Annotated in this window: 16 protein-coding genes; 10 read left to right on the top strand and 6 right to left on the bottom strand. The window is 70.8% G+C overall.

Annotated features, from left to right (window positions below):
• Positions 1-12: 12 nt before the first annotated feature.
• Together AB0903_RS17935 and AB0903_RS17930 are read left to right on the top strand one after the other, a co-directional pair.
• A complete protein-coding gene (locus tag AB0903_RS17935) occupies positions 13-954 on the top strand; it encodes an ROK family glucokinase (protein WP_366703792.1) in 942 nt (313 codons plus the stop codon).
• 92 nt (positions 955-1046) lie between these two features.
• The gene (locus AB0903_RS17930; RefSeq protein WP_366703790.1) at positions 1047-1814 is read left to right on the top strand and encodes an endonuclease/exonuclease/phosphatase family protein; all 768 of its coding nucleotides are present in this window, start codon (positions 1047-1049) and stop codon (positions 1812-1814) included.
• 345 nt (positions 1815-2159) lie between these two features.
• Here the strand turns inward: AB0903_RS17930 and AB0903_RS17925 are convergent, their stop codons facing one another.
• Both AB0903_RS17925 and AB0903_RS17920 read right to left on the bottom strand, forming a co-directional pair.
• Positions 2160-2714 carry a hypothetical protein gene (locus tag AB0903_RS17925; RefSeq protein WP_366703788.1) on the bottom strand — a complete coding sequence of 185 codons (555 nt, stop codon included), beginning with the start codon at positions 2712-2714 and terminating at the stop codon, positions 2160-2162.
• Positions 2707-3513, bottom strand: coding sequence for an alpha/beta fold hydrolase (locus AB0903_RS17920; RefSeq protein WP_366703786.1), 807 nt, complete (start codon positions 3511-3513; stop codon positions 2707-2709). The genes AB0903_RS17925 and AB0903_RS17920 overlap by 8 nt, the downstream gene beginning before the upstream one ends.
• Before the next feature lie 315 nt (positions 3514-3828).
• Here AB0903_RS17920 and AB0903_RS17915 point away from each other — a divergent pair, with 315 nt between their 5' ends.
• The 5 genes from AB0903_RS17915 to AB0903_RS17895 all read left to right on the top strand — a co-directional run bounded on the left by AB0903_RS17915 (position 3829) and on the right by AB0903_RS17895 (position 8824).
• A complete protein-coding gene (locus AB0903_RS17915; RefSeq protein ID WP_366703785.1) occupies positions 3829-4581 on the top strand; it encodes a lysophospholipid acyltransferase family protein in 753 nt (250 codons plus the stop codon).
• A gap of 31 nt (positions 4582-4612) precedes the next feature.
• Positions 4613-5821, top strand: a complete 1209-nt coding sequence (locus tag AB0903_RS17910) for a DUF5931 domain-containing protein (protein WP_366703783.1) — start codon at positions 4613-4615, stop codon at positions 5819-5821.
• The gene (locus tag AB0903_RS17905; protein ID WP_366703781.1) at positions 5818-6492 is read left to right on the top strand and encodes a response regulator transcription factor; all 675 of its coding nucleotides are present in this window, start codon (positions 5818-5820) and stop codon (positions 6490-6492) included. The genes AB0903_RS17910 and AB0903_RS17905 overlap by 4 nt, the downstream gene beginning before the upstream one ends.
• Positions 6493-6654: 162 nt before the next feature.
• Positions 6655-7683 (top strand): 6-phosphofructokinase, encoded by a 1029-nt coding sequence (locus AB0903_RS17900; protein ID WP_366703779.1) that lies wholly within the window; start codon positions 6655-6657, stop codon positions 7681-7683.
• Positions 7684-7813: 130 nt separating this feature from the next.
• Positions 7814-8824, top strand: a complete 1011-nt coding sequence (locus tag AB0903_RS17895; RefSeq protein WP_366703777.1) for a 2-hydroxyacid dehydrogenase — start codon at positions 7814-7816, stop codon at positions 8822-8824.
• A gap of 9 nt (positions 8825-8833) precedes the next feature.
• Here AB0903_RS17895 and AB0903_RS17890 read toward each other — a convergent pair whose 3' ends face one another.
• Complete coding sequence (locus AB0903_RS17890; RefSeq protein WP_366703775.1) at positions 8834-10732, bottom strand: anthranilate synthase family protein; 1899 nt, start codon at positions 10730-10732, stop codon at positions 8834-8836.
• 302 nt (positions 10733-11034) lie between these two features.
• Here AB0903_RS17890 and AB0903_RS17885 point away from each other — a divergent pair, with 302 nt between their 5' ends.
• Together AB0903_RS17885 and AB0903_RS17880 are read left to right on the top strand one after the other, a co-directional pair.
• A complete protein-coding gene (locus AB0903_RS17885; protein WP_366703773.1) occupies positions 11035-12387 on the top strand; it encodes a class II 3-deoxy-7-phosphoheptulonate synthase in 1353 nt (450 codons plus the stop codon).
• Between the two features lie 157 nt (positions 12388-12544).
• Positions 12545-12808: a (2Fe-2S)-binding protein gene (locus AB0903_RS17880; RefSeq protein WP_366703771.1), complete on the top strand. Its 264-nt coding sequence runs from the start codon at positions 12545-12547 to the stop codon at positions 12806-12808.
• A gap of 118 nt (positions 12809-12926) precedes the next feature.
• On the opposite strand, the gene bfr is transcribed toward AB0903_RS17880, so the two are convergent.
• Positions 12927-13406: a bacterioferritin gene (gene bfr, locus AB0903_RS17875; protein ID WP_366703769.1), complete on the bottom strand. Its 480-nt coding sequence runs from the start codon at positions 13404-13406 to the stop codon at positions 12927-12929.
• Positions 13407-13560: 154 nt separating this feature from the next.
• On the opposite strand from bfr, the gene AB0903_RS17870 reads away from it, so the two are divergent.
• Positions 13561-14193: a sulfite oxidase-like oxidoreductase gene (locus AB0903_RS17870; RefSeq protein ID WP_366703767.1), complete on the top strand. Its 633-nt coding sequence runs from the start codon at positions 13561-13563 to the stop codon at positions 14191-14193.
• A gap of 176 nt (positions 14194-14369) precedes the next feature.
• On the opposite strand, the gene AB0903_RS17865 is transcribed toward AB0903_RS17870, so the two are convergent.
• Both AB0903_RS17865 and pknB read right to left on the bottom strand, forming a co-directional pair.
• Positions 14370-15218 (bottom strand): deoxyribonuclease IV, encoded by an 849-nt coding sequence (locus AB0903_RS17865; protein WP_366703765.1) that lies wholly within the window; start codon positions 15216-15218, stop codon positions 14370-14372.
• A 5-nt stretch (positions 15219-15223) separates the two neighbouring features.
• Positions 15224-17173, bottom strand: coding sequence for a Stk1 family PASTA domain-containing Ser/Thr kinase (pknB, locus tag AB0903_RS17860; RefSeq protein ID WP_366703764.1), 1950 nt, complete (start codon positions 17171-17173; stop codon positions 15224-15226).
• Positions 17174-17281 lie beyond the last annotated feature (108 nt).

Genomic DNA, 17281 nt, shown 5'->3' with positions numbered 1-17281 from the left:
ACTGAGGGACACATGGGACTCACCATCGGCGTCGACATCGGCGGCACGAAGATCGCGGCGGGAGTGGTCGACGAAGAGGGCGCCATTCTCGAGACGCACACCGTGCCGACCCCGTCGACTCCCGAAGGCATCGTCGACGCGATCTGCTCGGCCGTCGCGGGCGCCGGCTCCGGGCACGACATCGAGGCCGTCGGTATCGGAGCCGCCGGCTACGTCGACGACAAGCGCGCCACGGTCCTCTTCGCGCCGAACATCGACTGGCGCCACGAGCCGCTCAAGGACAAGGTCGAACAGCGCGTCGGCCTGCCCGTCGTCGTCGAGAACGACGCCAACGCCGCCGCGTGGGGCGAGTACCGCTTCGGTGCCGGCCAGGGCCACGAGGACGTCATCTGCATCACGCTCGGAACCGGCCTCGGCGGCGGCATCATCATCGGCAACAAACTGCGCCGCGGACGGTTCGGCGTCGCCGCGGAGTTCGGGCACATCCGGGTCGTGCCGGACGGCCTCCTCTGCGGCTGCGGAAGCCAGGGCTGCTGGGAGCAGTACGCCTCCGGCCGTGCCCTCGTCCGCTACGCCAAGCAGCGCGCCAAAGCCACGCCGGAGAACGCGACGGTACTGCTCGGCCTCGGCGACGGCACGGCCGACGGCATCCAGGGCAAGCACATCAGCCAGGCCGCCCGGCAGGGCTGCCCGGTCGCCGTCGACTCCTTCCGCGAGCTGGCCCGCTGGGCAGGGGCCGGTCTCGCGGACCTCGCCTCCCTGTTCGACCCGTCCGCGTTCATCGTCGGCGGCGGTGTCTCCGACGAGGGAGACCTCGTCCTCGACCCGATCCGCAAGTCCTTCCGGCGCTGGCTGATCGGCGGCCAGTGGCGCCCGCACGCCCAGGTGCTCGCCGCGCAACTCGGCGGCAGGGCCGGGCTGGTGGGCGCGGCCGACCTGGCACGCCACGGCTGACGGCTCGTACCGCACGGGTCAGGTGCCCGCCATGCTTCCCGAACGGCTCAGCCTTCGCCGAAGCGCGGCGGGCACCGCCGTATCTTGCTCCCATGCCGATCGACCCGATCACCGCCGCCCTGCCGAAGTCCCGCACCGACCCGGACGGTTCGGCCGTCGTCCGGGTCCTGAGCTACAACGTCCGCTCCCTGCGCGACGACGAGACGGCGCTCACACGGGTGATCCGGGCCTGTGAGCCCGACCTGGTGTTCGTCCAGGAGGCCCCGCGGTTCTTCCGCTGGCGCAAGCACGCGGCACGGCTCGCCGCCCGTACCGATCTCGTGGTGCTCTCCGGCGGCGCGACGGCGGCCGGGCCGCTGCTGCTGTGCTCGCTGCGGGCGACGGTCGAACGGACAGAGGACCTGCTGCTGCCGATGCGCTCCGGCCTCCACCGGCGCGGCTTCGCCACGGCGGTCGTCCGGTTCGCGGGCGCGCGGGTCGGGGTCGTGAGCTGCCACCTGAGCCTGCAGAGCGACGAGCGCCACGCACAGGCCGACATGCTGCTGCGCCGCCTGAAGGCGATGGACGTGCCGCACGGGGTGGTCGCGGGCGACATCAACGAACGGCCGGACGGCCGGAGCTTCCGGCGCCTGGCGGCGGAGCTCCAGGACTGCTGGGCGGCGGCGCCGTGGGGCGGGGAGCACACGTCGACGGCGCGGGATCCGCATCAGCGGATCGACGCGGTGTTCGCGTCGGAGGGGGTGGAGGTGCTGGGGTGCGGGGTTCCGCGCGACCTGCCGGGCGTCAGGCCGGCGGACCTGCGGGCTGCGTCGGACCACTTGCCGGTACTGGGGGCGCTGCGGTTGCCGGCGACGGGGTGAGGCGCGGGGACGTGTACGCCTGCGGTGGGCTTGTCCTCTCCCCTCCCTTTCCCGAACCGGGCTCCGCCCCGGACCCGGTACGGCGCTTCGCACGGTGGCCTCAGCTCTCCCCATGCGGCCCGGCGGCCGTGGGAGGTGCCCCCGGGGCGGGCTTGATTCCGCTCCGCGACATCAGCCTCGGCGGCGATCGAGGCGCGGGGGTCCGGGGGCGGAGCCCCGGTTCGGGAAGGGACGGGCAGGGGAAACGGCCCCGGGCAGCGGCCGGCTACCCCGCGCGCCGCGCCTCCGCCGGCGTCACACCACCGCGCCCGGCCGGCTACCCCGCGCCCCGAGCCTCCGCCGGCGTCACACCACCGCGCCCCGTCCCGGATCGTCCGGCTCGTCGTCGCCGTGCGACATCCGCGCCACCAGCGTCGCGAAACCGCCCAGGAAGCCGCCGATGCACAGCGTTGTCAGCCACCACGTCATGTCCCACTGCAGGATCACCGCGATCAGCATCAGCACCGGCCCGCCGATCACCGCCAGCCACGCGAACCTGGCCGTCGCGTCGGTCTCCGGCAGCGGCGGCGGCTCCGGTGGGACGAAGTGGCCCTCGTCGGTGTCGTCGAAGTCGTCCTCGGACGGCTGCGCGACCTGGTAGTCGCGCGGGCCGCCGACGCCCGGCGCGAAGGTCACCGAGCTGCCGAGCGCGGGCTTGTCCTCCTCGGGCGGCGGTGCGGCCGGGCGCCCCGGAGTCTCGTTCACGTCGCCCTCGAGCAGCGCCAGGTCCTCCACCGATTTGAACGGCTTCACGCCCGGCGGGTCGGACGGTTCGTCGCCGTACCCGGCGACGATCGCCGCCCACGCGGCGTCCTCGTCGATCGGCTGCGGCTCGCGGTCCGCGTCGTGCTGGTCAGCCACCTGTCGTGCTCCCTCCCAAGGCTTCCGGCGCGGGCGACCCCGTGGTCCCCGCGCCCGGAGCGAGCCGGCCGATGAACGCGTAACTCTCCTCGAAGATCCGCTCCGCATCGTGGTCCAACGTCGCCACGTGGTAGCTCTGTTCCAGCAGGATCTCGGTGACATCCGTGGAGGACACACGACTGAGGATCCGGGCGGAGTCGGCGGCCGGCACCACATGGTCCTCCGGGCTGTGCAGCAGCAGCAGGGGCTGGGTGACCTGCGGCAGCTCCCCGTCGATCATCCGGAAGAACCGGCGCACCGAGTGCGCGGCGTGCAGCGGCACCCGGTCGTACCCCAGCTCTTCGACGCCTTCCTTGGCGATGTCGCTGGTCAGGCCCTTCGTGGAGGGCACCAGATGGCGGACGACGGGCAGCAGGGACGCCATCGCGCCGTGCACCTTGTTCGCCGGGTTGACCACGACGACGCCCCGTACCGCGTCACCGTGCTTGGCGGCCAGCCGGAGCGTGAGGGCGCCGCCCATGGAGAGGCCGAAGACGAAGACCACCTGGCAGCGCTCCCGGAGCGACCGCAGCTCGCGGTCCACCTCGGCGTACCAGTCCTGCCAGCCGGTGACCTGCATGTCCTGCCAGCGCGTGCCGTGGCCGGGCAGCAGCGGCAGGGAGACCGTCAGTCCCCGCTCCGCCAGGTACTCGGCCCAGGGCCGCAGCGACTGAGGGGAGCCGGTGAATCCATGACAGAGAAGAACGCCGACCTGACCGCCGTCATGGCGGTAGGGCTCGGCTCCGGGAAGCACCGGCACCGGGGATCTCCTGTTCGTAGGTGTGCGAAGTCTGGTTTGTGCGAAGTCTGGTTTGTGCGAAGTCTGGCTTGTTCGAAGTCTGGTTTGTGCGCGGTCTGGCTTGTGCGCGGTCTGGTTTGTACGAGGTCTCGGCCGTGCGGGGTCGTGAGGTGTATCAGGCCCGCACGGCGAAGGGCGTACTTCACGGTACGCGACCGGACCGACACCGACCAGGGCCGTAGCCGCACGGTGGGCCGGATGTGACGTGACCCGGCGCGGGGAGCGGGGGCGGGCGTCGGGTTAAGGTCTGTTCGACAGCAACAGGAGGCATTCGAGTTGATCTACGGCGCCATGAAGTTCTCCATCGGAGGCTCGCTGAAGCTTGCCTTCAGGCCCTGGGTGGAGGGTCTGGAGAACGTTCCCGCCGAGGGTCCGGCGATCCTCGCGAGCAACCATCTGTCGTTCTCCGACTCGTTCTTCCTTCCCGCGGTGCTGGACCGGAAGGTGACGTTCATCGCGAAGGCCGAGTACTTCACCTCGCCCGGTGTGAAGGGCAGGATGACGGCCGCCTTCTTCAAGGGCGTCGGCCAGCTCCCCGTGGACCGCTCGGGCGCGCGCGGCGCGGGTGAGGCGGCGATCAAGGCCGGTATCGACGTCCTTGAGTCCGGTGGTCTGTTCGGCATCTACCCGGAGGGCACCCGCTCCCCGGACGGCCGCCTCTACCGCGGCAAGCCCGGTGGCCTCGCCCGCGTGGCGCTCGCCACCGGGGCGCCGGTGATCCCCGTCGCGATGATCGACACCGAGAAGATCCAGCCGCCCGGCAAGGTGATCCCCAAGCTGATGCGCCCGGGTATCCGGATCGGCAAGGCGCTGGACTTCAGCCGCTACCACGGCATGGAGGGCGACCGCTTCATTCTGCGTTCGGTGACCGACGAGGTCATGTACGAGATCATGAAGCTGTCCGGTCAGGAGTACGTCGACATCTACGCGACGGCCGCGAAGCGCCGGATCGCCGACGCGGAGAAGGCCGAGAAGGCCGCCCGCGCGGAGGCCGAGAAGGCGAAGAAGTCGCAGCGGCCGGCCGCCTGAGCGGCCGCGGTACCGGTACGGGGTGGGGGTCGTGGCCAGACGCGAGAAAGTCGTGCGGATGTCGGTCGAGCAGCCGCTGTGGCGTGCGCTGACCGCCTACCGCGTACTGACCATGGTCTACGCGGTGCTGCTGTTCGTCTTCACGCGGCAGAAGTTCGAGCGGCCCATGGTCGCGGTCTGCTTCCTCGCGGTGCTGGTCGTGTGGACTCTCGCCACTCTCCCCAAGGTCGCGAACGCGGCTTGCTGCACCAAGCGATTCCTGGCGGCGGACCTGACCATCGCGCTGACCGGCATCCTCCTCACCCCGCTGGCCGACGCCCAGGCCCAGACCCAGGACGGCCCGACCCTCCCGTCGATCTGGACGGCCGGCTCGGTGCTCGCCTTCGCCATCAAGGGCGGCTGGCGCTGGGCCGGTTTCGCGTCCTCCTTCGTGGCCGTCGCCAACATCGTGGAGCGGGGCGAGCCCAGCCGGGACACGTTCCACAACGTCCTGCTGGTGTGGGTCGCCTCCATAGCCATCGGTTACGTCGTCGAGGTGGCCCGCGCCTCCGAGCGAACCCTCGCCCGCGCCCTGGAGATCGAGGCCGCGACCCGTGAGCGGGAGCGCCTGGCACGCGACATCCACGACAGCGTGCTGCAGGTGCTGGCGATGGTGCAGCGGCGCGGTACGGCCCTCGGCGGCGAGGCCGCGGAGCTCGGCCGGATGGCAGGCGAGCAGGAGGTCGCGCTGCGCAGCCTGGTCGCCGGGGGTCTGGTCCCCGCCTCCCGGCTGTCCGAGGACGAGTCGCAGGGCGCGGTGGTACGGATCGTGGACGTGCCGGACGACGACGGGCCGGGGCAGCCGTGCGATCTGCGGACACTGCTCTCCCCGCACGCCGGGTCTCGGGTGACGCTCTCGGAGCCGGGCGCTCCGGTGCTGATGGACCGCGCGGCGGCGCGTGAGCTCGCCGCCGCCGTCGGTGCAGCCCTGGACAATGTGCGCAAGCACGCGGGGGACGGGGCCCGGGCCTGGATCCTGGTCGAGGACTGGCCCCACGAGGTGATCGTGACGGTCAGGGACGACGGGCCGGGCATCGCGGAGGGCCGGCTCGCACAGGCGGAGGGGGAGGGGCGGCTCGGGGTCGCCCAGTCCATCCACGGGCGGCTGCGGGATCTCGGCGGAACGGCCGAGCTGCTCTCGGTTCCCGGCCAGGGCACGGAAGTAGAGCTGAGAATCCCACGGGGGAAGGCAGGAAGATGACCGACCAGCAGACGATCAGGGTGATGGTGGTCGACGACCACCCGATGTGGCTGGACGCGGTCGCCCGCGACCTGGCCGCGGCCGGGTTCGAGGTGGTCGGCACGGCGGGCGACGGCGCGCAGGCCGTCCGCCGGGCCATGGCCGTCACGCCGGACGTGCTCGTACTGGACCTCAACCTGCCCAAGATGCCAGGCGTGCAGGTCTGCAAGGAGCTTGTCTCCGCACTGCCCGGGCTGCGGGTGCTGGTGCTGTCCGCCAGCGGTGAGCACGCCGATGTCCTGGAGGCGGTGAAGTCGGGAGCCACCGGCTATCTGCTGAAGTCGGCCGGCACCGAGGAGCTGACGGACGCGGTGCGCCGCACGGCAGCCGGCGACCCCGTGTTCACACCGGGCCTCGCCGGTCTGGTCCTCGGCGAGTACCGGCGTCTCGCCTCCGAGCCGGTGCCCGCGGCCGGCGGGAACGAGCCGAAGGCGCCGCAGCTGACCGAGCGGGAGACCGAGGTGCTGCGCCTGGTCGCCAAGGGTCTGTCGTACAAGCAGATCGCGGAGCGGCTGGTCATCTCGCACCGCACCGTCCAGAACCATGTGCAGAACACCCTGGGCAAGCTTCAGCTGCACAACCGCGTCGAACTGGTGCGGTACGCGATCGAGCGCGGTCTGGACGACGCCTGACCGCGTCGCGGACACCCCCGGGCCAGTCACCCGTATGAGTGAAGGGTGCACGGTCAACAACCCGGCATTCCACAGAAATTGACCATTCGGCCCATCCCTGAGTGACCTGCGTCACCATTAGCGTGACGGTCACAGGGCTCACCAGGCGAAGGGAAGTTTTCCATGCGCGTCGGAGTACTGACCGGGGGCGGCGACTGCCCCGGCCTCAACGCGGTCATCCGCGGCCTCGTCCGCAAGGGTGTGCAGGAGTACGGCTACGAGTTCACCGGCTACCGCGACGGCTGGCGCGGACCGCTCGAAGGCGACACCGTCCCGCTCGGCATCCCGGCCGTCCGCGGCATCCTGCCCCGCGGCGGCACGATCCTCGGCTCCTCCCGCACCAACCCGCTCAAGGAAGCGGACGGCATCCGCCGGATCAAGGAGAACATCGCCAAGCAGGAGGTGGACGCCCTGGTCGCGATCGGCGGCGAGGACACCCTCGGCGTCGCGGCACGGCTGTACGACGAGTACGGCGTCCCGTGCGTCGGCGTTCCCAAGACCATCGACAACGACCTGTCCGCCACCGACTACACCTTCGGTTTCGACACGGCCGTCGGCATCGCCACCGAGGCGATCGACCGGCTCCACACCACCGCCGAGTCCCACATGCGCGTCCTCGTCGTGGAGGTGATGGGGCGTCACGCCGGCTGGATCGCCCTCCACTCGGGCCTCGCGGGCGGTGCCAACGTCATCCTCATCCCCGAGCAGCGTTTCGACGTCGACCAGGTCTGCGCCTGGGTCACCTCACGCTTCAGGGCGAGCTACGCCCCGATCGTGGTGGTCGCGGAGGGTGCCATGCCCAAGGGCGGGGAGGCGGTCCTCAAGGACGGCACACGCGACTCCTTCGGCCATGTACGGCTCTCGGGCGTCGGCGAGTGGCTGGCCAAGCAGATCGAGAGCCGTACGGGCAAGGAGGCCCGCACCACCGTCCTCGGCCACGTCCAGCGCGGTGGCACCCCCAGCGCCTTCGACCGCTGGCTGGCCACCCGCTTCGGGCTGCACGCCATCGACGCGGTGCGCGACGGCGACTTCGGCAAGATGGTCGCGCTGCAGGGCACCGACATCGTCCGGGTGCCGATCGCAGAGGCGACGGCCAGGCTCAAGACGGTCGACCCGAAGCTCTACGAGGAGGTCGGCGTCTTCTTCGGCTGACGCGGCGGTGGGCCACTTCTCGGGCTGACGCGGCGTTGGGCGGCTTCTTGAGGGCGCGGCGGGGCCGTATATTCGCGGCATCCGGATATGTGCGGATATCCGACCCACAGCGCGTAAACCGGGAGAGACCGTGGAAATTCTCGCCTTCGGTGTCCAGGCCGACGAAAAGCCGCTCATCGAGAGGGCCTTCGCGGAACTCCACGAGGACGTGCGGTGTCTGGACGTGTTCCTGAACGCGGACACCGCCGCCATCGCCGCCGGCCACGAGGTGATCTCCACCAGCGTCAACGCCCAGTTGGACGCCGAGGTGCTTCAGACCCTCGCCGCCGGCGGCACGAAGATGATCGCCCAGCGCTCCACCGGCTTCAACAACATCGACCTCGATGTGGCGGGGCGGCTCGGACTCACCGTCGCCCGGGTGTCGTACTACTCGCCGTACTCGGTCGCCGAGTTCGCCTGGACACTCGCCATGGCCGTCAACCGGCGTGTCGTCCGGGCCGCCAACCGCACCCGGGACTTCGACTTCCGGCTCGACGGCCTCATGGGCCGCGACCTGCACGGCCGCACCGCCGGCGTGATCGGCACCGGCAGGATCGGCGAGGCGTTCACCCGGATCGCCCACGGCTTCGGTATGCGGCTGCTCGGCCTGGACGTCGCCCCCAACCCCGTCTGCGGAGAACTGGGCATGACGTACGTCGACGACAAGCACGAACTCCTCGCCGCCGCGGACCTGGTCAGCCTGCATGTGCCGCTGCTGCCGGCCACCCGGCATCTGATCGGCGCCCGGGAACTGCGCGCGATGAAGGACGACGCGATCCTGGTGAACTCCAGCCGCGGCGGCCTGATCGACAGCGAAGCCCTCGTCGGCGAACTGCGCAAGGGCCGCTTCCTGGGCGTGGGACTCGACGTGTACGAGGCGGAGGCCGGTCTGTTCTTCCTCGACAAGTCCATGGAGGCGGTCGACGACGACACCCTGGCCAGGCTCATGACCTTCCCCAACGTCCTGGTCACCTCCCACCAGGCGTACTACACCGCGGACGCGGTCGCCCAGATCGTGGACACCACCGCCCGGAACATCGGGGACCACATCGCCGGCCGGCGCGGCGAGAACGTGCTCGTCCCCGCCGCGCCCACCCCCTGATCCCGTCGCTCAGCCGACCAGCACACCCGCCAGCAGCGACGCCGTCAGCGCCGCGCCGTTCATGGTCAGCACCGACTCCGGATGGAACTGCACGGACGCGAAGCCGCTGCCCCGCAGCGCGTGGACGTCCCCGGTCGCCTCGTCCCGACTGAGCTCGATCCGGTGCATGGCCAGTTCCGCGGCGGTGACCAGGTCGCAGCGCGCGGTGAAGCTGTTGTAGAAGCCGACCGTCTCCGGGCGGCCGAAGAAGTCGATCCGCTCCTGCGCCCCCTGGTACGGCTCGTCCTTGCGGACGATCTCCAGGCCCAGCTCCGCCGCCAGCACTTCATGGCCGAGGCACACGCCCAGCACACCGTGCCGGTGCCCCTTCAGAAGATCGGCGGCCAGGGCCCGCAGGAAGCGCATCTTCGGATCGGAGTCGTCGGCCGGATCGCCGGGGCCGGGACCCAGCACCACGGGCCCCCGGTGGCCGAGCGCACGCTCCCGCAGCCCCGGCTCGTCGAACCGCAGGACTGTGACCTCCAGGCCGGTCGAGCGCAGCAGATGCGCCAGCATGGCGGTGAAGGTGTCCTCCCCGTCGACGATCAGGGCGTGCCCGGAGAGCCGCGCGGCCTGCTCCTGCATTCGCAGCCAGAACGGGGCGAGACCGGCCCGGCGGGAGTCCAGGGCCGCCCGCACACGCGGATCGTCGGCCAGCCGCGGGACCGGCCCCCGCGTCCGGGCCGGGCCCGGCCGCACCCCCAGCGCGGCCAGCACACCGGCCGCCTTGGCATGGGTCTCGGCGACTTCCCCGGACGGGTCGGAGTGCCGTACCAGGGTCGCCCCGACCGGCACCCGCAGAGTTCCTGCGGCGTCGATGTCGGCGGTGCGGATCAGGATCGGCGAGTCCAGCGTCTGCGCGCCGCCCGCGTCCTGCCCGATCAGCGCCAGCGCCCCCGCGTAGTAGCCGCGCCCGCCCACTTCGTGGCGCTCGATGACCCGGCAGGCGTTCTGCACCGGCGAGCCGGTGACCGTGGCCGCGAACATGGTCTCCTTCAGCACCTCCCGCACGTCGAGGGTGGAACGGCCCCGCAACTCGTACTCGGTGTGCGCGAGGTGGGCCATCTCCTTCAGCCGGGGCCCCACCACCACACTCCCCCTACGCCCTGGGGGCGTGGTGGGACCCCCACCCATGTCGCCGACCGTGCACATCATCTTCAGCTCCTCGTCGACCACCATGGAGAGCTCCTCGCGCTCCTTGTCGTCGTCCAGGAAACCGAGCAGTGCCTCTGCGGTGGGCCCCTCCGGCGGGTAGCGGAAGGTGCCGCTGATCGGGTTCATCACGACCGTGCCCCCGCTCATGCGCACATGCGCCTCCGGGCTCGCGCCGACCAGCGTGCGCTCGCCGGTGTGCACGACGAAGGTCCAGTAGGCGCCTCGCTCACCGGTCAGCAGCCGGCGGAACAGCGCCAGCGCGTCGGCGCGGCCGAAGCCCGGGAGCCGCCCGGTGAAGGTCCGGCGGATGACGAAGTTGGCGCCTTCGCCGCGACCGATCTCGTCGTCGAGGACGCGACGGACGATGCCCGCGTACTCCTCGTCGTCGACGTCGAACTCTCCGCCCACGACACGCACGGCACGGCGGGGGAGCGCGGACAGCGCCTCGGCGAGCGGAAGCCGGTGGCACTCCTCGGCGACCAGTACCGACAGGGGCGTGCCGTCGTCGGTGACGTCGAAGCCGCGCTCGGCGATCTGGCGGAACGGGACCAGCGCGAGCGAAGGTCTCCCACCCACCGGGAGGTCGGCGAGCCGCTCCACCTCCCGGACCTCGCCGATCAGGACCTCGACGGTGTCGTGGTCATGGCCGGGGGTACGGCGGCGCAGCAGCGCGAAGGGAGGGCAGTCGTCCTCGAGCAGCCTGTCGATGATCATGCGGTCGGTTCCTTCCGGATGGGAGGAACGGCCGGCCCCCGCGGAGTGCGGGAACGACTGAAGGCCGCCCCTCGGGCGGCCTTCGCGATCGGATGTTGCGCGCGATGTGTCAGTGGGCCGCCGAATGTGCGGTCCACCACCAGCTCTGTGCCTGCTGCGCCAACATGCCGCCGACCCTAACCCATCCGCCCCGGTGCCGTAGCGATGTGCAGGGGCCGACGTCCGGCGCGCCCGCGCGTACGGCTGTCTCACTGGGTGAGCGACGGCATGGACGCCCTCCGGGACCCCGTAATGTTGACGACGTGACCGTGAACGCTAAGACCACCCCCGCTGGTGGCAACACCTGGCGAAACCTGCCCGCGGCGCAGCAGCCCGAGTACCCCGATGCCGAGGCTCTGCGCGAAGTAGTCGCGGACCTCGAGTCGTATCCACCGCTCGTCTTCGCGGGCGAGTGCGACCAGCTGCGCGCCCGGATGGGAGCCGTCGCCAAGGGCGAGGCGTTCCTGCTCCAGGGCGGCGACTGCGCCGAGTCGTTCGACGCGGTGTCCGCCGACCAGATCCGGGCCAAACTCAAGACCCTGCTCCAGATGGGCGCGGTCCTCACCTACGCCGCTTCGGTGCCCGTGGTGAAGGTCGGCCGTATCGCCGGCCAGTACTCGAAGCCACGCTCCAAGCCGACCGAGACCCGCGACGGCGTCACCCTGCCGACCTACCGCGGCGACTCCGTCAACGGCTTCGACTTCACCGAGGCCGCCCGGGTCCCGGACCCCGAGCGCCTGAAGCGGATGTACAACGCCTCCGCCTCGACGCTCAACCTGGTCCGTGCCTTCACCACCGGCGGCTACGCCGACCTGCGCCAGGTGCACGCCTGGAACCAGGACTTCGTGAAGTCGTCCCCGTCCGGCCAGCGCTACGAGCAGCTCGCCCGCGAGATCGACAACGCGCTCAGCTTCATGAAGGCGTGCGGCACCGACCCGGCGGAGTTCCGCACGGTCGAGTTCTATGCCTCCCACGAGGCCCTGCTGCTGGACTACGAGGGTGCCCTGACCCGCACCGACTCCCGCACCGGCAGCCTCTACAACACCTCGGGCCACATGGTCTGGATCGGTGAGCGCACCCGCCAGCTGGACGGCGCGCACATCGAATTCGCCTCCAAGATCCGCAACCCGATCGGCATCAAGCTGGGGCCGACGACGACGGTGGACGAGGCGCTGACCTACATCGACCGTCTCGACCCCGACCGGGAGCCCGGCCGGCTGACCTTCATCGTCCGCATGGGCGCCGACAAGGTCCGCGACAAGCTCCCCGAGCTGGTCGAGAAGGTCACGGCCTCGGGCGCGACGGTGGCCTGGGTGACGGACCCGATGCACGGCAACACCTTCGAGGCGGCGTCCGGGCACAAGACGCGCCGCTTCGACGACGTGCTCGACGAGGTCAAGGGCTTCTTCGAGGTCCACAAGGCGCTCGGCACCCACCCGGGCGGCATCCACGTGGAGCTCACCGGTGACGACGTCACCGAGTGCGTGGGCGGCGGCGACGAGATCTTCGTCGACGATCTGCACCAGCGCTACGAGACGGCCTGCGACCCCCGGCTCAACCGCAGCCAGTCGCTCGACCTGGCCTTCCTGGTGGCGGAGATGTACCGCGACCAGTAATGGATCAATGACAGCCCGATGACCGTGGGGCGTGGATCGATGTGATCCACGCCCCACCGTCGTACCCGGGACTTTTGCCGTCCCCGAAGGGCGGGTAAGGTTAGGTTAGCCTCACCGAGCAATCGGTACGGGCGCGCCGAGTCGATCCTGCCGGGAGGTGAACCGCGTGTATGTCTGCTCTTGCTTCGGTATCACTGAGAAGCAGGTCAAGGAACACGCGGAGGCCGGTGCCTGCACCCCCCGCCAGATAGCTTCCGTTTCCAAGGCGGGCACGGACTGCGGTTCCTGCGTTCGGCGTATCCAGGGGATTCTCGGCCGCGGCGCGTGCCCTCGCCGTGAGCTGCTGGACCAGGGCAAGGGCGCGTCCGTACTGGCCGTCGACGCCGACGGGACCCGCCCGGCGCTCGACGAAGCGGCGTAGCCTCCGGCTCCCGATCGGCCTTCCGGCTTCCGGCCTTCCGGTCTCCGGTCGGCCCTCGGGCCCCGATCGGTCCTCCGGTCCCGGTCGCCGGTCCGGCCGGCTCGCGGTCAGCTCGCGGTCAGCTCTCCGGCTGCTCGATCAGCTGGGCGATGTAGAGCGCCTCACCGAGCTTCTCGACCAGTTCCAGCTGGGTGTCGAGGTAGTCGATGTGATGCTCCTCGTCGGCGAGGATCGACTCGAAGATGTTCGCCGAGGTGATGTCCCCCTTCGTCCGCATGACCTCGATGCCGCGCTTGAGGCGGTCGATCGCCTCGACCTCGACCTGCCGGTCGGCCTGGAACATCTCGGTGACCGTCTGCCCGACGCGTACATGGAACAGCCGCTGGTAGTTCGGCAGGCCGTCCAGGAAGAGAATCCGGTCGGTGAGCACCTCCGCGTGCTTCATCTCGTCGAAGGACTCGGCACGGGTGTACTTGGCGAGCTTCGTCCAGCCGAAGTTCTCCTGCATCTTCGCGTGCAGGAAGTACTGGTTGATCGCGGTCAATTCGGCAGTCAGCTGCTCATTGAGGAACTCGATGACCTCGGGGTCGCCCTGCATTGCAGAGGCTCCTTCCGCGCGTGTGTCTGGGCAGGTTCGCGCATCCTCGCACCACAGCCACAGGTCGTCCAGTAAGTGCACGCTTAGTAGGAGTTGCCCGAATCGGGCCAGACCTGGTCATGACCACCCCTCCCGGTCTGTCACCATTGAAGGCATGGGTCAGCCGGAGAGCCGGGATTACCGCGCACAAGAGGAGTCCGAGCTTCCGCCGGGGCAGCGACTGCAGCGAGGCTGGCCCGTCACCCACTACGGGCCCGTGCCCAAGTTCAAGCCGGACCGCTGGGAGTTCAGGGTCTTCGGCGCCACGGCCGACGGCGAGAAGCACTGCTGGAACCACGAGGAGTTCTCGGCGCTGCCCTTCTCGACCGTAGAGGGCGATCTGCACTGCGTGACGAAGTTCAGCATGCTCGGGGCCGAATGGGGCGGTGTGCAGGCCCGCACGATCGTGGCGCTGGCGCCGCCCGCACCCGCCGTCAGCCATGTCATGGTCTGGGCGGAGTACGGGTTCAGCGCCAATCTGCGCCTCTCGGACTTCACCGCCGACCGCACGATCTTCGCCACCCACAAGGACGGTGAGCTGCTCACCGCCGAGCACGGCTTTCCGCTGCGTCTGGTGGTGCCGCATCTGTACGCCTGGAAGGGCCCCAAATGGGTCCGCGGTGTTGAGTACATGACGTCCGACCGCCGCGGTTTCTGGGAGGAGCGGGGCTACCACAACATCGGCGACCCCTGGCGGGAGCAGCGCTACTCCTACCAGGAGGAACCGGGGGACGGCCCGGAGCTCTGAGCCTCGGCCGGCGCTTCCCGGCCGGTGCTCTCCGTCGCCCCGCGCCCCGCGCTTCCCGGCGGTCGTGGTCCGGCTCAGCGGTGCGTGGGGACCGGGACGCGATGAGGAACGCCATCGCCGGCCCGCCCCCGGAAGAGCCGGCCGGCTGGGCGTCCACGGCGCCCGGGGGCTGGGGCTCAGCGAAGGCTCTTCAGCCGCGCAACGTCCGCCGCGTGCCCCTCCTTGCCGCCGGGGGTCTCGATGACCAGCGGCACGCCTTCGGTGGCGGGATGCGACATGAGCGCACGGAACGGCTCCTCGCCGATGTGCCCCGCGCCGATGTTCTCGTGACGGTCCTTGTGCGCTCCGGCCACGTCCTTCGAGTCGTTCGCGTGGATCAGCTTGAGCCGGCCCTCACCCACGGTCCCCACCAGCAGGTCCAGGGTCTGCTCCATCCCGTCGGCAGCCGCCAGATCGTGCCCGGCCGCGAAGATGTGGCAGGTGTCCAGACAGACGCCCAGCTTGGGATGGGCGTCCAGTGCCTCGAAATAGGGGCCGAAGTCCCAGGTCCGGGAGCAGAGTGAGGAGCCCTGCCCGGCGGTCGACTCCAGGAGCAGGAACGGGTCGTCGTCATGCGTCAGCTCGTCCAGCAGCGGCAGCAGCCGCTCCCGCACCTGCGCCAGCGCCACCTCACGGGGGCGGCCGCCCGTCGCGGAACCGGTGTGCACCACCACGCCCAGCGCGCCGATCTCCCTCGCCCGGCGCAGCGAGTGCCGCAGCGAGAGGACGGACTGCTCGGCCGTGGCCTCGGTGTGAGAGCCGAAGTTGATCAGATACGGGGCATGCACCCAGGCCGAGAGGGACTCCGCGGCGCACTCGGTCCGGAACTTCTCGTCCTGCGCCGGGTTGCCCTTGGGCATGGCCCAGCCTCGCGGATTGGCCACGAAGACCTGCACGGCCTCCGCACCCAGCTCCCGTGCGTAGGCGAGTCCGGTCGTGGCGAGGCCGCCGGCCACGGGGACGTGGCCGCCGACAGGGTTGCGCATCAGAGTCAGAGTCCCTTGATCTTGATGGTGATGGTGCTGCCCTCGGGCGCCTGGCCGCCGCCCTCGACGGACTGGCTCTCGACCTCGTCGCCGAGGAACGGGAAGTTCTTCTCGGTCTTCACCACGAAGCCCGCCTCCTCCAGTGCGGCAGTGGCCTCGTCCACCGGGTCACCGACCACGTCGGGGACCTCGACCATCCGGGGGCCCTTGGAGACGGTGAGCGTGACCGTGTCACCGCGGGCCAGCCGGGTGCCCTCGGCCGCCGACTGCCGGGCGACCGACCCGGCCTCCTCGGCCGAGTGGATCCGCTCGTCGGCGACCTCGACCTTCAGCCCGGCTGCCTCGAGCTCGGAGGTCGCCTCGGCGACGGCATCGCCCGTGACATCGGGGACGTCGATCGGCGCGCCCCTGCTGACCACGATCGAGACCGCCGTGTCGGGGCTGCGACTGCTGCCCGCGGCCGGGTCGGTGCGGATCACCGAGCCCTGCGTGACGTTCTCGTCGAACTCCCTGGTCACCACGCCCGGCGCGAGCCCCGCCGCGCGGAGTTCGCGCTCCGCCCGCGCCAGCGGTTTGTTCTCCACCTGCGGGACCTTCACGATCTTCGGACCGCGGGAGATGGTGATCGTCACGGAGCCGTTGCCCCGTATCCGTTCGTTCGTACCGGGGTCGCTCCTGATGACGGTGCCGCGGGCGACGGTCTCGCTGAAATCGTGGCGGACCGACTTCACCTCGAGTCCGGCCTTGTCGAGGACCTGACGGGCCTCCGTCTCGCTCTTGCCGATCAGCGCCGGTACGCGGGTGAACTGGCCCGAGTTGATGTACCAGACGCCTGCGCCGACACCCAGCACGGCGAGCACCGCGACCAGCAGGGTGATCAGGCCGCGGCGGGACAGCGCGACGCCGCGGCCCGGCGAGCGGACGGGTTCCCGCTCCGGCGCCTCGGGGTGCGGCAGGATCAGCCGGGCCGTGTGGTGCATGCCCGGCTCCTCGCTGGGCAGTGCCCGCGGGATCACATCCGTGCGGTCCTCGTCGAAGGGCGCGCCGGCCGGCGCGGCGTCCGCGCCGTCCTCCGGCCGGGTCCGCAGGGGTGCCGCGTCCAGCTGGCCGGCATCGAGTGCCGCGCGGGCCTCACGCGTCCGGGCGAGCAGTTCCACCGCGTCGTGCGGGCGCACGTCGGGATGGCGGGCGGTCGCGCTCGCCACCAGCTCGTCCAGCTCGACGGCGAGCCCGGGGAAGAGCGCGGACGGCGCCGGCACGTCGGCGTTCAGATGCTGGAAGAGCACCTGGGCCGGAGTGTCGCCCGCGTGCGGCTTGGCGCCGGTGAGCATCTCGTAGAGAACCACCCCGCACGCGTACACATCGGCGCGGGTATCGGCGGTGCCGTACTCGATCTGCTCCGGCGCGAGGTAGGAAACGGTGCCGAGAACCGTGCCGGAGGTGTTGGTCACGGAACCGACCGCCCGTACGAGACCGAAGTCGGCGACCTTCACCCGGCCGTCGTCCCCTATCAGCACGTTCTCCGGCTTCATGTCCCGGTGGACGAAACCGGCCCGGTGCGCGGCGCCGAGCGCCGCCAGCACGGACTCCAGGATGTCGAGCGCCGCCCGGGGCCGGAGCGCGCCGCGCTCGCGCAGCACGTCCCGCAGCGTGCAGCCCTCGACGTACTCCATGGCCAGATAGACATACGCCCCCTGGGCGCCCTGGTCGAAGACGCCCACGACATTGGGGTGGGCGAGCCGCGCCACGGACTTGGCCTCGCGGATGAAACGCTCCACGAACGTGGCGTCCGTGGCGAGATCCGGGTGCATCACCTTGAGGGCGAGCTCCCGGTCGAGACGGGTGTCGACGGCCCGGTAGACCGTGGCCATGCCGCCGACGGCGATGCGCTCATCGACTCGGTAGCGGCCGTCGAGCACCTGCCCGACGAGGGGGTCCTGGAGGGTCGTATCCACGCGCCGATTCTACGAGCCGGGTCGGACAGGTCCGACGGCCGTGCGGAAGAGGGCCGGGACTGCAGCCGACCTGTGACGCGCGGGGCCCCTCTTCCCCCCGACCCGGGC

The sequence above is a fragment of the Streptomyces sp. NPDC048389 genome (genome assembly GCF_040706335.1).
Taxonomy (GTDB): Bacteria; Actinomycetota; Actinomycetes; order Streptomycetales; family Streptomycetaceae; genus Streptomyces.
The sequence above is the reverse complement of the archived record's forward strand: the minus strand, read 5'-3'. Positions and strand labels throughout refer to the sequence as shown.